This is a genomic window from Rhodopirellula sp. MGV, from assembly GCF_002251265.1.
GTDB classification, from domain to species: Bacteria; Planctomycetota; Planctomycetia; order Pirellulales; family Pirellulaceae; genus Stieleria; species Stieleria baltica_A.
Genome location: NZ_NPDI01000075.1, coordinates 319270 through 333229, shown reverse-complemented (window position 1 = coordinate 333229; position 13960 = coordinate 319270). Strand labels below are relative to the sequence as shown.

Genomic DNA, 13960 nt, shown 5'->3' with positions numbered 1-13960 from the left:
CAGGGTGTGCAGCACAGTTTGTGCAGCGGTGTGCATCACTGGTCAAAAAAGCTGTGCATAACTGCAAGCGGCAGAAACCAATCGCTTGCGCGTGGATATGTGCAGGGCGTAGGGTGGATTCAGAAGTGTCCACCCTAGAACAAGTTGAACAACAGTGTCCACCAGTTACTCCATCGCAGCTGCACATCGCATCACCGGCAAGAGCCGCACTACCATTTCCAAACACATCAAAGACGGCAAGCTGTCCTGCACAATTGCACCGGATGGATCGAAACAGATCGATGCATCTGAGCTGATCCGAGTGTATGGAGATGATTTGGATTTCTCGGTGGAAGAGGGCGGTGCCAAGCCGGCCAAGTCATCGACGGCCGCCGCGTCGGAACGTGCAAACGTGAACAACGACATCTGGAAGGATCAGGTCGAAAAGGAACGTGAAGAGCGGGAACGCGAGCGAAATCTGTTGCTGGATCAAATTGAGCATCTGAAGGAAGCTTTGGACAAGGCGCTCGAAGGTCACAACCGGGCAACGCTGATGCTGGAAGACCAGAGAGGCGGGAGCGCCGAGTGGAAACAACGCCTTCGTCAGATCGAAGAGAAGCTGGCCCAGCAAGAGCGTCAATCCGATCAGAAACTGGAAGCAGCTAAAAATGAAGCTGAGCAATTAAGAAAAGCTCTTGCCGAGTCGCATCAGAAAAAAGGCTTCTTCCAAAAGCTGTTTGGTTAATGCGTCCGCATTCCGCCATGGATCATCCGTGATTACGTTGTTTGCGATTTTCGGTGGTGAGGCCACTCAAAATTGAACACTGCCTTCAGCGGTCAAATTTTCGCGAAATAACGTGATTTGAATTCTTTGTAGCGGGGTAGGGCGCGGATCCAATTGTCTTTGTCGTATTTGGATTGTTTTAGACGTTGCTCGACGAGCTGTGCCGAATCCCGGTCGAGATAAATGCGGACCGCAAGCAATCGCCAAGGCCGGCCGCGGCGCGTCCAGCCCGCATTGTCCACGGCATTGTGCTGGCGAAACCGCCGGCGAAGATTGGATGTGTATCCGAGATAAACCTGTCCGGTGCGTTCCGAAAACAACAGATAGACAACAAAGCGGGGGAGGCGGGTTTGGCTGGTCATGATGGATGACCAGCGTTTGTGTTCAGTGTGCACCATTGGGCAGGATCGTCCATGGCAGAGATTGCCGACGACTGAGCGTGATGTGCAGACCAGTGCATCATGCATCGACACTATGCCGATTGATCAATCCAAGTCAAGCTTGGGAGTAGGGGAGGGATCGACGGTGTGCACCAAATGATCATTCCAGTCCCAGCCCGGTGTATCCGGCTGGTGGACTTTGAAGTGCAGATCACCGCGATTGCAAGATTCGAAGATGGCCTCAATTTGTGCAGCGATATCATCACCGGCGTCGTCGTGATCAGTGGCCACGGTGACCATGCCGCCGGCTGCACTGGGCAGCTTTTTAATGGCTGAGCTGATCAGGTCTTTTTGCAGGGGGGAGAGCGTCCCGCCGGTGCTCATGTAGCACGTGTTTGGACAGTAGAACAGTGCAGCGTAGCTGCAAGCATCGATGCCACTCTCTGCAACCAATAGGCTTCGTCTTTCTTCCTCTCGCCCGAATCCTTGCGAATACCACAACGTCTTGCGACCGCCTTTGATCTGTCCTTGGAACGCAACGTTTCGTAATTCAGCGCCGACGATTTGGCCGTCTCGATCCCGATGGGGGAAGACGGCATTTTTCCGATGATCCGTTAACACGGCACCACGAAAAGTCGGTTTGGCAAGCAGCGCGGCCGAGATTTTTCGGTGTGAGTTCAAATAGGCATGGTTCCCGTTTTCAAGCGGTTTGACGGATTGATAGAACAGCCTTTGGACTTCGGCGATATCGGATTCAACGGGCACCAGTTGCAATGAGTAAGAACACGGATCAGGCCGACGCGCCGGTGGAATCGATCCAGAGAGGAGGGGACGCATGTATTGTCTGCACTGACCGATCGAAAATCCCATGATCAGCGCCAGAGCATCGATCACGGTGCCGCCGCGACCGGTGGAGCCAATCGGAAAGAACCGCCAATGGCCGTTCGTGTTTAACGAGACGACCAGTTTCGAATTGCTATTCGGATTGACCATGAATGACGAGTGACGCGAGGACTTGCGTTTGTTCTCGACATAGCCAAGCCCCGCTAACACAAGTGTGAGCGGAAATCGCTTGATGTCTTCGAGCTCGCGATCGCTGTGCGACATGGATCGACCATACGACACGCAGATCCAATTGGCAATCTTGACCTGCGTGGAGTAGGGGTTAGCCGGCCTGTGCCCGCGGTTCCGATGCACGCAACGAAACCACATCGCTGTCCGATACAGTGAAACGTCCGCAATTCATCGCTTCGTTGAACCGCAGCGCGAACCCGGACAGACTAAACCCCTTGCCCTGGACTTTGGATCGAATCAGCGCATCCAAATCTGCCTTCGGCAATTGAGTGTTGTCTGCGACAAGCTGATCGGCGATCTCGATCACCATGTCTTTGGTCACACACTTGCGTGCCGGTTTGTTGCGGCTTTTGCCCGTTCCGCCATCGAGAGCAGTCAATGCTGCACGCAATCGCTTGCGGTTTTCATTGATTCCGGCGAGCACCGATTCCAACTCCGCCGCCTTGGTATCAAGCGGTGCGAGCTGGGCTTCGAGGTGGTCACGGGCTTGGTTAACAGTAAGGTCCATAGCTGTTCTCCTAGAAATAGATTGGGTCAGTGTTCCATGTCGATATCGCGGTCCTGCGATCGATCCGGGATCTTGTCCATCAGATTGCGTTCGTATTCTTCGTAGAGTTCGATGGCGTCGTGTTCACCCCAACGTTCTTCGTATTGACGTTGGGCCTCTTCAATCGACCATCGCTCGTACTCTCGTTGGGTCTGCTCATCCCATTCTTCGCCGAGATTCTGACCGCGATCACGATCTTCCTGTACGACCTCTTCGATCTCCTCCGACGTCCATCCGGCGCGTTGAAAGTCATCACGCAAGATCGGATCGCCCATTTCAGTCTCACCACGCTCCATCCGGTCACGGGCTTGGTCCATCGAATCACGTGCCGCGGAATCAAGCTCTTCCCTCGCGATGTCCGAGATCTGTGAACCACCGGGAGTAGGGACCAATTCCGGCGGGTTGTACCGAAGGTGTCGCTCTTCGGGCTCTTGGAGATCGCGTTCGGGAGTTTCGTTTTCAGCGGCATGGTTAAAGCCCTCGGGCAATTGCCCGCCATCGAAAAATTGAGGCTCAGCCATTGCAAATACCTACTGGCAAGAGGAAAGAAAAATTCAGCTTCGGCGAGTGTGACGCGTGAGCCCTTCGTCGTAATGTCCGGCCAAAGGCAGGCCACGCAGATACAACCCATCCTTGGTTCGAATGGTCTTGAAACCGCGGCGGCGCAATCGCAGCACCGGCGGTCCGCCATAGGGCAGCACGTACGTCATATTCGAGCGCACCGCCAATTCACGCATGATGGTTTGCGGATCTGCGAGCGGATGAACCGCACCACCAACGTTATGGTGCCCGAGCATTTCGCTGATCCGCTTGGCGGTGTCGGGGTTTCGCACCCCGTAGAAACGGCTCGTGGACGCGGTGATAAACTCGCTATAACCATGCTCACCAAGAGCAGATATCGCCGATTGGATATCATGGAAGTACAGCGCCAGCTTCACATTGCTCGATCGCAACACCAGTGCCTGTTCTGCAAGGTCAGGCACGGCATACTGCTTGAATTCGTCAGCTGCAAAAAAGATGGGCAGCTCAGGCGCCACCGGCCGCGTCTTAAAAACAGCCGTCGACATGGCGACATGCATACGCATCCAGGCAGCGGATGCTTGCGGGGCGACACGCCCCGGAATGAGGAAGATGGAAAGAGGATAGGCGGAATCGCCTACCTCTTCATACGAGAATCGGCTGGGACGCGACAAGTGAGCCCTGAGCGTCTCGTTCATGCAGAATTTCAGTTTCAGAGCAACCTCGGCTTTCACACTTCCGTAAGCGCGATCACCAAGCTCAGCGATCATGTTGGCGCCGGTTGCAATGGTGCCGCCCCATTCCTTGTTGGCCATCATTGCGCAGAGGTTCTTCTTGAACTGATCTGGACTCGCGCCGCCGTGAACGGGATCGCGCCCAATCAGGAAATCAGCAACCTCTGGAAGATTCTGTCTTTCCTTCGGCCACCGCGTTTTGGCATGGCCGATACCGCTGTATAGGAACGCCCGCGGGGCCTCTTGAAAGAACGGCTCGGAGGCGTTCAATCGTTCTTCGATGATGGACCAGCAAAGAGCCTCGCACCGCGGTTCCGCAATGTCAGGATTGTCATCGGGCAGCTCATCCAAAGGATTCCAGGGGCAGTCCTGGTCCCAATATGTCGACTGGTGAAAAGGATCCGGAACCATCGAACGAAATCGAGGCTTTTCAACTTGGACCGTCGAAATACCGCGGGAATCAATGCCGGGATCGATTCCTTTTGTGCGCAACTCATCCGCGAATTGCGGCGATGTATCAACATTGCGTCCAACTGCGAAGTCAGCCAACTCCGGTTTTACCGAGATGTAAACGCCACTTCCCATGTACGTGATCAGGCGAATTGCGAGGTCGCTGACAAATTTCGCGGATCCGATTGTCCCGCAGATAAATTCGGAAGCTGCATCGTCGTTCCAGACATCAAGTCGGCGCAATGAAGACTGTCGCATCGACGTACCAACGAACAGCTTCGTAGAGCAATAACCGTGGCCGGGGCGATAGCAATTGCGGAATGGCTCGGCATAGTACTTTTTGAGATGATAGGCCTGCGCGAATTCAGCTTGTGGCTCCCGTCCACTGCGAAGCAATGTGTGAACGGGGCTGCTTTCAACAAATGCGACCCAAAAGTCCGGCAGCTTCGAAATTACCAGTCCCATTGCTAGAGCCAGAAGGCCGTAGCGTAGGCCGTACGCCTTTGCTCCCAACAATCCAGCAGTAGCGACCAGACCACCAACGGCGACTGCCAATGCCTTGCGAGGGCCATATTCACGAAAGATCCCTGTCGCTTGGTGCAAGATGCCCGTGGTTCCCTGAACTGCAAAACCCGCAAGTAGCACGATAAGCGAGATGCCGGCCGTCATTGCCGCGAGGACCGCGACGAAACCGAGAAACAGCCCGGCAAGTCTAGCTTCGCTCGAAGCGTAGTTATCGCGTAGATAAAGGAACCCGAATCCGCATGCGATTGAAATTCCTGTCGACCTTAAGAAGGCAAAAAGTGGTTCTGATGAATTGGTGTTCATTTCGAGATGGTCTCCGCAAACGTGGGAAAACAGTGAGTTAGGGCCATGTGTCTGTGGCGAAAGCACGGGGGCTGCAATGATCGCTCTTAACCTCCGCGTCCACGATGAATCGCTTCTCTGAGCGTTCTGCTTGCCCAATCACGAATGGAAAGGTCGCCAACGATGGCACCGACGTCACCTACTTCGATTCCGAATGCCCAAAGCAAGATCTGGGATTTGAAGAAGTAGATGATGGCGGCAACGGCAATTGCTCCTCCGAAGGTGGCTGCGTTCCAAAACATCCCCTTGATGATGAATCGGACCAAGCCAAACGTCAGGAACCCGATCAGGCTCGTTGGCTTCTTGGATCGCCGCCGCCCTCGATGCCGCGAGGGTGGGCCAGCAAGATGAATTTCGCCAGATGGTAAAATGGTGTCATCAGTCATCAGAGTCCTCCGTTAAGACAGCGGTTTTGATTGCTACCAGCAAACGTGAGATTTCAGTCTCGAACACCGATCGATCGTTGACTTCGCCGAGTGCCTTGAACCAAGCCCGACTCTCCTCCGTGACCGCGGACGTTTTGGCTTCAGATTTTTCCGAAAAGAAAGCGAGAACCCGTCGATCGCCGCCGGTGTTTGCCCATCGCTTGATAGCCGCAACAATGGATTTCGCTTCGTGACGCTCCGCATCCGAATACGACTCGAAGTCAGAGTCGAGTTCGGCGGTAAAGACGTCACCGATCCAAACCCATAACTCTCGCCGATCCTTGGCAAACTCAGGGTCAGCGCGTTGGAACTCTCGGTATGCCTCACGTGCGACCGAGCGGTGCTCTGTGGGAGACGATTCGGCCGACAAAGACTTGACGAAATCGATCGCCTGTTCCCGAGAGCGGCCGCCATCAATCTCGCCTTTCTTAATTTCCATCAACGGCAGCTTGGCAACCGTGCCCTTCCGAAACGCCAGAATCGACAACTCGAAACGCGTACTGGATACCGGAAGAAACACACTTGTAGCATCGATTGCTGCAGTAAGTGCTCGGATCTCGTCATCCATCGATGCAGAAATATCGATGCAGACCACAAGTGTCAGGGGGCGACCGCTGAGTCGTTTGATTCTGGTTTCCAATCCACCGATGGTTCTATGGAGACCACGATTTTCTTCCTCGGCATTGCTGAGCGCTGCCATGACCAGGACCAAAATCAGGATCATCATGAGCAAGCCAACCCCTAACGTTCCCACCATGTTGAAGGTGAGGTCGAGCAGGACCGTGAAGATCCCACCTTCATTTTTTTGTTTTGAACGCATGCTCAAATCCCCTCCTGAAGTATTTGGTAAGCGATATCATCGGCCTGGTCCGATGTTGGTTCTTGTTCATCCGCTTCATTGAACGATGCCATTGGAAGCATGCGGATTGCGAGTTCGACATTCGCAAGATGCCTTTCGAGCGCATTGCTTGTGTTGTCGATGTGTCCACGCAAATAGAGCGCAGTTGCAAGACCTTCGAACGTGGTCACCATTGCGAACGCCATCGACTTGAAAACGCCAACAAAGAGCGGCAGGATATCGAAGATGGAAGCAATGTTTTCGATGTCAATCGTTGCGATGGCCTGACCGATGTCTCCCATCGCAAACGTTAAGCCGAGCAAAGTGAAAAGCAGTCCAAGCATCGGCAGAGTTGCTGCCACTGAATTGATTGGCTCCAGCTTTGCTTGCCATGCCATGCGAGCATGTTGCAGCAGGGCATCCAGGGCCTCGCGGCGATCGACAAAGCGACCGCATACGTTCAACGAAACTGCCAGCTTGGATACAGACGATGCGTCTCCTGTCGCGGTACGGTAGTAATGCATTGCTTCTGCCGGAGTCTGCTGCAGTACGTAAGTCTCGTCTTGGGATCTCTCTGAATCGATATTGATGTGATGGTTCAATTTCACCAACGACAATTTGCCGTTCAGAAATGCATGCACCAAAATTGCGGCAGTCGCCGATTCGATTACTCGCTCAGTCGCCAGGCCGAAACCGACGAGACCACCGATCCCAGCACAGGTGAGCGTCCAACGCCTTCCGGCGTTGGAATCGACTGGAGTAAAGATGTCTGAAATGTTCATTAGCCAAAGAACTCCTCGTCTTCGAATTCATAGGGATCAATATCCGGGCCAACGGCATTGTGCCGATACTTGGCCATTATTTTTTGGTGCATCGCTTTGAACTCTCGTTCGAAAGTGACGTAGAGATCAGGGTTGCCCGTGCTGGCCTTCTTTTCGGTCAGCCATTCGTCGATGCGTTGGGTGAGCAACCGCATCATGCGTGCGGACTTTACGAAGGTTGCTAGGCCCGTCGATGCAGCGACATTGCGAGAGCGCAGTGCTTGTCGCTCATCGAACACAAACTGACGATGATCAACCTCTTGCTTCGCCGTCTGGGTTGCTGCCTTCTGGTGATGCGTGAAGCGATCAGCTTCTTCGTGGTGCTGAACGTCCTCGATGTAGCGATCATGGAGACTCAGTCCCAAGCGGCGCATGAATCGTCGAACGGGGTTCGAATCATCTTGAAGCTGCGGCGTATTCTGCAGTCCGCTGTCAGGATTTACCGACCTGTACTGCGACGACGGATAGCGTTCGTTGCTAGGTCGACTCAAATCTGCAAGGATCTGCATTTGACGGGAACGTCTGGTCATTTTGTTTTCCAAATGAAAGGTGATTGCGTACCGGTAGCGATCAACGGCGATAGCCGTTTTCAAACGTGACAGTCGCGGCGCGGCCGCGAATTCAGATTGGCCCCTGCAGAGCTAACCGCAGGAAGCCGACGAATCAGTTCGCCAGTTAGAAGAAGGGTGGCGGTAATCCGGAGAAGACAGATTTGAACTTGTTCACGCATCGCCCCTTGAGCTTGAAGATGTTGACCTCTCGGTCAGCCAAAGCGCAGCGGATACAAGTCGCCGTTGTAAGACTAAATACTCATCAATGAGCTTGCCGGCCGCCAAACGATAGGCGAACATTCCGGCCACCACAGCAAAGCACATCATAGCTCCGATCAGCCATTCCAAATACGGATCGGTAAATGTACGAAACACCCACTTGATTGATTGGGCGACAAAATTTGGGAAGATCTCAGGGATAAGGTCGACCAATCCGAAGGCCAACAGAATGAACAGGTGCGGCGCCGTAACCAACACAAAAATCGCGTCGATGCGCGTTGCAAACTTTGCCATCCACTCCGACGCCATGCTGAGAGTCTCTGGAATGAGATCTTGCTCTTTGTTGTCGTCTAGTGGCGAGGTGTAGGGATTGGGAGTTGCGATCTGCTCAGTGATACACTCCTGGAGGATTGAACCGCCCTCCGCTAGATACGTCGCCAAAATTCGGCAGCGACTGCAGTGCCGCTCGCTGCTTCCCAGGCGGAACAAACGGAGAAGACGCCAACTGGAATCAGAATCGAAGTAGACGCCACAGCGAACACACCGTCGTTGCTCAGTATCGCGGTTCATGTCTCGTCTTTGGGTTGGGAGGAGGCGGCGAGAGAAGTTGACGCATTCGTTGGGATTTCGATCGTTTCCGTGCGCCCGCAGATCATGCACTCAACGACACACCGTTGATCCGATAACGAAACGATGTATACGGTTGACTGACAGGCTGAGCACCGAGTTGCACGGCATATATTCTCAATGGCAGTTTGGGATTTCATGCTGGGGTCTATTGCGATCAAAGATCTGCCGGACCATAACCGGTTGCGACTTCAATCCAGGTTGCTCAAAGTCACTGACGGAAGCCTAGAATCGGTCACGCTAAACGACGGAAACCGTTTCCCAGACGGGCGAATTTGTACCGTGACGCGAAGATGCGGTTTCGAATTCGGAAACCGCTAAAAAAGAAGTCGCCTCGCCCCAATTCGAAGTCACGGAAGACCTAACGGCGATAGCTATTACGCGGACCCTAGCGGATCGAAAGCAGGAACATCTAAAATGCCCCCGCGGTAAAATGAGGTCTCGCTTCCGTCTGGAAGGGATCAAATTCGAACGGTCGAGGATATTGCAGCCACGAGTTTAGTAGAGAGTTTGGCTCTTTCCTCGAATCGTATTTTCTACCCGGTGAATTCGATCAAAACGTAGATCTCATCGTCTGCGGTCTTGGCGATTTCCAAAGTATGCTCGTTTAGCGTTGGTCGCATTCGTGCAATGGGTTGGGACACTTTAGTTTTCCATAGCTTTCCATTCCACTCACCAACACCTGTGACGATTTCGAGCAACTGCTCTCTGTCAATACCATCGGCTCGTGCCCGATAAAGTGGCCTGAATACATCCATGCGAACTGGCTGAAGATGGAAACGCTCTAAGGGGTCAAGGATGTGACGGACCCACGTATCTCCCGTTTCCTTTAGGGCTATCACGAAACCGAGATACGCGTTTTCCAGATGCGATCCTTCCATGAACTCACTGATGTCAGTAAAGGCGGCATGAAACTGATGGTCAACGGCACGGTCGACAATTTGCTTCACTTGCTCGAGCACGTCGAGTTCATCATTCCCAAGGCCTGTGCTTGTTAGGTGCAAGACAATCCATGTGTCAAGCAAGAACTCTATGTCATCCCGAATCAGTCCACATTCGCGCACGTTGTCGTTCTCCTCGGCCAACTTTCTTACGTGCCGATTGTAGTGCTGTCTAACGGTGGGCAATTCCTTCAGCATGTCCAACGCTTCACGAGTTTTCATGTTGGTGTCCTTTGACAGTTTGCCAAAGATCTCCGCGACATGCCGACAATCCAAAGTATGCTGGTTTTCCTCATTCATTAATTTTTTGCACTTCATTTTGGTACTTTATGACCAACCCAAGCAACTGATGGCTCGCGGACACTGCCCACTTGATGTCCTTCCGCTCTTCCTGACTAAGACCAGCAGATGCCTGCTTTTTCCGCAAGCTTCCCAGATAGCACACTAATGAGCGATTTAGAATGGTGAGTGATGCTAAGCTACTTGCGGTTGCCAGTTCGCACGCGAACTGCTCAATCGCTCGCCGCATAGGATTATCAGTTGGCGATAGTGGGTTTGGATTCCATCGACTAGTAGGCAAGACGTGAAAGAAAAACTCTTGGCTAAAACTGACATTCTGAAGCTTCTCAAAATCTTTTAAGTCCTTCAGGCGCTCTTCGTACAGTGGGCCGCTTGCTAACTGCAGCATTCCCTCGCGACCTATCTTCTCGAGTTTTCGGTAGTATCGGCTGCGATTCGCGAAAAAGTCGAATGCAAACACGACAAGGATTCCATGCAGAACACAGCCAAAAACATGCAACGGTGAAAAATATGCATAAATGCCATTATCTGAGACGTTGATTTTCCCGATCGAACCATCTCGAATCCAACCCGACATGCCGCCTCTAAAAATCCCTGCATATACAGCAAACCAAGCCAGTGCCAGAAACACCAAGCCAATCAGAAACGTTGCTTTCTTCCCTATTGGTTCTGAGACTCTAAACCATGCTGCCAAGTACAAAAACCACAACCCCACCAATATTCCATTCAAAGTTTCGCTTAACTGAACGCCCTGGTAAATAGTAGACGCCTGCAGGAAGTTCAGCATCAAAAGCAAGTCATGATGCGGACGTCTTCTGCAAACAAGAAATAAAGCGACAATCGCCAGGCTGACCATCTGCCCTGCACACAAGCTCCTCGCAGCACCGAAGACAAACGCGGCAATTGCAATGCTGGCGACCGCCGCTGTTGACCAAAGATGGAATATATAGAGCTTGCTACGCCAAGACGAATTCGCAAAAAGGAACGACAATGACTTCATGGACCTAAGATTATTCGGCGCCAAGTTCCAAAGTAACTTTCCGACAACTCAGATCATAGCTGGTTTTAGTTACAACGCCCCTTAGATCGAGTAAGTCAGCCGAACCCAGTATCAAATCGCGACGCTGTTCCCGATTCACCTTTCCCTCACGTAACTCTTCACGCCACCGATTCCTGTGCTCTGTGATCTTATTCCACACCAATGTAAGAGCTTCCGTGGTTGACGCTGTGACCAGCCGTGCTGCCAGCAAATCGATCAGCATTTGTATTTCGCCCTCCGTCTTCTCAGGATTTTCTACCCATCGCGATTCTGGGTTAAGAAATACGAAGAACTCTTCGTGCAGATTGAATGCCAAGACTTCGTCGAGTGCTCTCAAGTTTTCAATCAAGTTCGCATGATGCGGCCGAGCCGCCAGCTCATTAAAATACTCGCTTGTGAACTTCTCCCGTAACATTGTGCACTATCACAACACAACGTGAGTGATTCTGCAATCATAGTTTTGACAGGCAGGTCATGCAACGGAAGCGTCAGGCATTCATCTGCAACGATGGCAAATGCTATCACCGACCCGCTCGTGGCTTTGATGGATCGAGCTACTGTCATCTCCAGAGAAAATTGATGTGTAGCGTTGGGTAGGGTCAATGCTCAAAATCAAGATCGTGCCCACGATCTATTTGATTCAGGTAGTCAAGAAGCTGTTCCTCGTATTGTCTTTGAGCTTCCTGGTCCAGTTCCGGCGTCGAAACGCTTTGCTGCTGAGCATCTGGTTCTTGCCTATTGTCGTTCGATACGCCCTGTTCACGGTTTTCGATGTCTCGCCTGCGGCGGGATGTGTTCGGATCTCGTGGCTTTCGCTCGCGACGACTTTTCTTCGGCTGAACTGTAACGTCGGTGCTGCTTTGATCGGTCTGATCTGTATCGCCGGCTTCCTGTTCGGTCTGCTCTTGTTCGCGTTTTGCAGCGTCGTCAAACTCCCGTTGCAGTTTTTGCTGAAGCACAAGCTTGCGTTTTGCTTCCTGTTCTTGCTCCCGTTGCTGTTTTAGTAGTTCATTGCGTTGTTGGGCAATGTTCTGCTGCGACTTCTTCAACTCCACCGTGCTACGTTCCTGCCGCTGCCTCATCTTCTCGGCTTTGAGTACGTAGTCGTCACGGACTTGCTCGAGTTTCGCCGCGTAGTGCTGCTTCGCAATCTTTTCGGCCTCTCGCTCCAGCTTCTTTTGTTCCGCGCGGAGCTTGTCTCTCTCGGATTGCTGCCGCTGATCAAGGATCTCCCGTCGCTTCGCCTCTTGGGTCAGCGTTTGGAAGAGAGTTTTTAAGCTATCGGCACCAGTATCGCGGGGGCGATGAAAGAGCTTGAACCAATCGACCATACGCAAACCGTTCTCGATGGAACCGCGGATGCTTTTCTCATTCTCTTCGAACTGTTGGCGTTCGGCTTGTTGATCGTCGTGCAGGTCTCGCCAAGTTTGGTCATACGCCTTGCGGGCATTGGTTTTGGATCGTCGCACAAGGGCTTCTGTTTGCAGCTTGATGCGTCGCTCCCGTTCTTCCATGATCGATCGCAATCGCTCTTGGTTCCGGCGGTGCCGATCGCATTGCCGGGCCTTTTCACGCTCCAATGTCTTTTGCTGTTCCAGCAACCGCTGAGCTTTGGGGGCTGCGGTGTTGTCGTTCTCGGCCTGCTTTTCGAGTTCGTATTGGTGGCGGGGTTTCTTTTTCATTGGTGCCGGCGTCTCGCCCGCATCGCGGTCATGCCATCGCTTGTTGCGTTCTTGCACGATGGGACGGCCATGGATACGGATCTCTTCTTCGAGCGCAAACCGCGAGAGCTTTTTGTGGTCGTTGTAGCTCTTTAAAAGCCGTCCATCGTCACCGATCAGATTGATGATCACGTGACAATGGGGATTGCGGTCCGATGTATCATTGTGGGCGATGATCATCGCTTGGCGATCATCGGCGCCGATGGCTTTTAAAGCGCCTTCGATGGATTGGACCATGCCGGCGCGGTCCAGCTTCTGGGCATCGGCCTCATCCCGTCCCCAACTGACCAGCATGTGTCCGACCGCTTTTCCGTCTTTGCGGCCGGCGAGGCTGACGCCGGCTTTCTCCTTGAGCTCGCTCTGGACGTACGTACGAGACGCCATAATCCGCCAAGCCGCTTGCGGATTCCGTGTCGCCAGGTTTCGTGTTTCTACAAAATCGACGCGGTCACTGGTTTGGGCGTCTACGTCGTGCAGGCAATACTGCGAGACCTTTCGGAAGCTGTAAGATCGATTGAGTTCAATGAACATTGCCGTCTTGCTCGCTTTCGGGACCAAGAGCTACTCTTAAAATGACGTCTTCCAGCAATTCGCGGAGGGCTTCCCAATCGCGTTGGCGTTTGGATCCGGCGTGCACATCACGCACAGCCTGGTTAAGGTTGTTGCCGATGGCATTGAGCTCGTGCAACAACCGCGGGTCGTAGTGACCGCCGGCGCGAGACTGCGGTTTGTGCCCGGCTATCAAGGCACGGATATAGTCGTGCCGATTGATGCCGGCTGTGGCAGCGTCTTCACGAAGCCGGCGTTCTTCGGCTTCGTTTAAGAAGACACGCAACGGGCGGGTTCGCCGCTCGGCCGGATCGATCCGCGGCCGGCCATACAGCTGCGGCCGCGGTTCGGGACGGGGCTCTTCGAAATCAGGTACGTCGCGCATTCTGTTTTCCTCTTGTCCATAAGGCCCGACAAGCCACGGCAACGACGTGGCTCATGCGTGATTAAACGGCGCCACGTTTAGCGAGGGGGTGTCGGGGGGCTACGCAGTGACCCATGACCCAGATTGTTTTTGTGACGCTCTATGACGCGCAGCGTTCATGAGTATCAGTGTCACAAAAACATATCTGGCTAGTCATCACTACCGAATTAG

The 13960-nt window shown here is 53.1% G+C and carries 16 protein-coding genes; 1 reads left to right on the top strand and 15 read right to left on the bottom strand.

Going from position 1 to position 13960, the window contains the following annotated elements; translation table 11 throughout:
- Positions 1 to 154: 154 nt before the first annotated feature.
- Positions 155 to 724, top strand: coding sequence for a hypothetical protein (locus tag CGZ80_RS27200; RefSeq protein ID WP_094418818.1), 570 nt, complete (start codon positions 155 to 157; stop codon positions 722 to 724).
- A gap of 92 nt (positions 725 to 816) precedes the next feature.
- On the opposite strand, the gene CGZ80_RS27195 is transcribed toward CGZ80_RS27200, so the two are convergent.
- The 15 genes from CGZ80_RS27195 to CGZ80_RS27120 form a co-directional block, all read right to left on the bottom strand.
- On the bottom strand, positions 817 to 1125 hold the full coding sequence (locus tag CGZ80_RS27195) for a GIY-YIG nuclease family protein (protein ID WP_233148706.1): 309 nt from the start codon (positions 1123 to 1125) through the stop codon (positions 817 to 819).
- A 123-nt stretch (positions 1126 to 1248) separates the two neighbouring features.
- Positions 1249 to 2250 carry a DUF3991 and TOPRIM domain-containing protein gene (locus tag CGZ80_RS27190; protein ID WP_158222875.1) on the bottom strand — a complete coding sequence of 334 codons (1002 nt, stop codon included), beginning with the start codon at positions 2248 to 2250 and terminating at the stop codon, positions 1249 to 1251.
- Positions 2251 to 2308: 58 nt separating this feature from the next.
- Entirely contained in the window at positions 2309 to 2725 is a 417-nt protein-coding gene (locus CGZ80_RS27185) for a hypothetical protein (protein ID WP_094418815.1), read from the bottom strand.
- Between the two features lie 26 nt (positions 2726 to 2751).
- A complete protein-coding gene (locus CGZ80_RS27180) occupies positions 2752 to 3285 on the bottom strand; it encodes a hypothetical protein (protein ID WP_094418814.1) in 534 nt (177 codons plus the stop codon).
- A gap of 33 nt (positions 3286 to 3318) precedes the next feature.
- Entirely contained in the window at positions 3319 to 5022 is a 1704-nt protein-coding gene (locus CGZ80_RS27175) for a type IV secretory system conjugative DNA transfer family protein (RefSeq protein WP_158222874.1), read from the bottom strand.
- Positions 5023 to 5381: 359 nt separating this feature from the next.
- Positions 5382 to 5720: a hypothetical protein gene (locus CGZ80_RS27170; protein ID WP_094418812.1), complete on the bottom strand. Its 339-nt coding sequence runs from the start codon at positions 5718 to 5720 to the stop codon at positions 5382 to 5384.
- Positions 5713 to 6579 (bottom strand): hypothetical protein, encoded by an 867-nt coding sequence (locus CGZ80_RS27165; RefSeq protein ID WP_094418811.1) that lies wholly within the window; start codon positions 6577 to 6579, stop codon positions 5713 to 5715. Before CGZ80_RS27165 ends, CGZ80_RS27170 begins: the two co-directional genes overlap by 8 nt.
- 2 nt (positions 6580 to 6581) lie before the next feature.
- Positions 6582 to 7379, bottom strand: a complete 798-nt coding sequence (locus CGZ80_RS27160) for a MotA/TolQ/ExbB proton channel family protein (RefSeq protein ID WP_094418810.1) — start codon at positions 7377 to 7379, stop codon at positions 6582 to 6584.
- Entirely contained in the window at positions 7379 to 7948 is a 570-nt protein-coding gene (locus CGZ80_RS27155; RefSeq protein WP_143544195.1) for a hypothetical protein, read from the bottom strand. Before CGZ80_RS27155 ends, CGZ80_RS27160 begins: the two co-directional genes overlap by 1 nt.
- Positions 7949 to 8140: 192 nt before the next feature.
- A complete protein-coding gene (locus tag CGZ80_RS27150; RefSeq protein ID WP_233148705.1) occupies positions 8141 to 8482 on the bottom strand; it encodes a hypothetical protein in 342 nt (113 codons plus the stop codon).
- Positions 8483 to 9351: 869 nt separating this feature from the next.
- The gene (locus CGZ80_RS27140) at positions 9352 to 10056 is read right to left on the bottom strand and encodes a hypothetical protein (protein WP_094418806.1); all 705 of its coding nucleotides are present in this window, start codon (positions 10054 to 10056) and stop codon (positions 9352 to 9354) included.
- Positions 10049 to 11056: a hypothetical protein gene (locus CGZ80_RS27135; RefSeq protein WP_094418805.1), complete on the bottom strand. Its 1008-nt coding sequence runs from the start codon at positions 11054 to 11056 to the stop codon at positions 10049 to 10051. Before CGZ80_RS27135 ends, CGZ80_RS27140 begins: the two co-directional genes overlap by 8 nt.
- Positions 11057 to 11066: 10 nt before the next feature.
- The gene (locus tag CGZ80_RS27130) at positions 11067 to 11510 is read right to left on the bottom strand and encodes a hypothetical protein (RefSeq protein ID WP_094418804.1); all 444 of its coding nucleotides are present in this window, start codon (positions 11508 to 11510) and stop codon (positions 11067 to 11069) included.
- Between the two features lie 184 nt (positions 11511 to 11694).
- Positions 11695 to 13347, bottom strand: coding sequence for a relaxase/mobilization nuclease domain-containing protein (locus CGZ80_RS27125; protein WP_143544194.1), 1653 nt, complete (start codon positions 13345 to 13347; stop codon positions 11695 to 11697).
- Entirely contained in the window at positions 13337 to 13750 is a 414-nt protein-coding gene (locus CGZ80_RS27120) for a plasmid mobilization protein (RefSeq protein WP_094418802.1), read from the bottom strand. The genes CGZ80_RS27125 and CGZ80_RS27120 overlap by 11 nt, the downstream gene beginning before the upstream one ends.
- Positions 13751 to 13960: the final 210 nt, after the last annotated feature.

Bases quoted from the DNA above. Each gene is read 5' to 3' on its own strand.
- CGZ80_RS27170 (WP_094418812.1), bottom strand. From the start codon at position 5,720: ATGACTGATGACACCATTTTACCATCTGGCGAAATTCATCTTGCTGGC.
- CGZ80_RS27160 (WP_094418810.1), bottom strand. From the start codon at position 7,379: ATGAACATTTCAGACATCTTTACTCCAGTCGATTCCAACGCCGGAAGG.
- CGZ80_RS27195 (WP_233148706.1), bottom strand. From the start codon at position 1,125: ATGACCAGCCAAACCCGCCTCCCCCGCTTTGTTGTCTATCTGTTGTTT.
- CGZ80_RS27130 (WP_094418804.1), bottom strand. From the start codon at position 11,510: ATGTTACGGGAGAAGTTCACAAGCGAGTATTTTAATGAGCTGGCGGCT.
- CGZ80_RS27150 (WP_233148705.1), bottom strand. From the start codon at position 8,482: ATGGCAAAGTTTGCAACGCGCATCGACGCGATTTTTGTGTTGGTTACG.
- CGZ80_RS27185 (WP_094418815.1), bottom strand. From the start codon at position 2,725: ATGGACCTTACTGTTAACCAAGCCCGTGACCACCTCGAAGCCCAGCTC.
- CGZ80_RS27180 (WP_094418814.1), bottom strand. From the start codon at position 3,285: ATGGCTGAGCCTCAATTTTTCGATGGCGGGCAATTGCCCGAGGGCTTT.
- CGZ80_RS27140 (WP_094418806.1), bottom strand. From the start codon at position 10,056: ATGAATGAGGAAAACCAGCATACTTTGGATTGTCGGCATGTCGCGGAG.
- CGZ80_RS27190 (WP_158222875.1), bottom strand. From the start codon at position 2,250: ATGTCGCACAGCGATCGCGAGCTCGAAGACATCAAGCGATTTCCGCTC.
- CGZ80_RS27125 (WP_143544194.1), bottom strand. From the start codon at position 13,347: ATGTTCATTGAACTCAATCGATCTTACAGCTTCCGAAAGGTCTCGCAG.
- CGZ80_RS27135 (WP_094418805.1), bottom strand. From the start codon at position 11,056: ATGAAGTCATTGTCGTTCCTTTTTGCGAATTCGTCTTGGCGTAGCAAG.
- CGZ80_RS27165 (WP_094418811.1), bottom strand. From the start codon at position 6,579: ATGCGTTCAAAACAAAAAAATGAAGGTGGGATCTTCACGGTCCTGCTC.
- CGZ80_RS27155 (WP_143544195.1), bottom strand. From the start codon at position 7,948: ATGACCAGACGTTCCCGTCAAATGCAGATCCTTGCAGATTTGAGTCGA.
- CGZ80_RS27120 (WP_094418802.1), bottom strand. From the start codon at position 13,750: ATGCGCGACGTACCTGATTTCGAAGAGCCCCGTCCCGAACCGCGGCCG.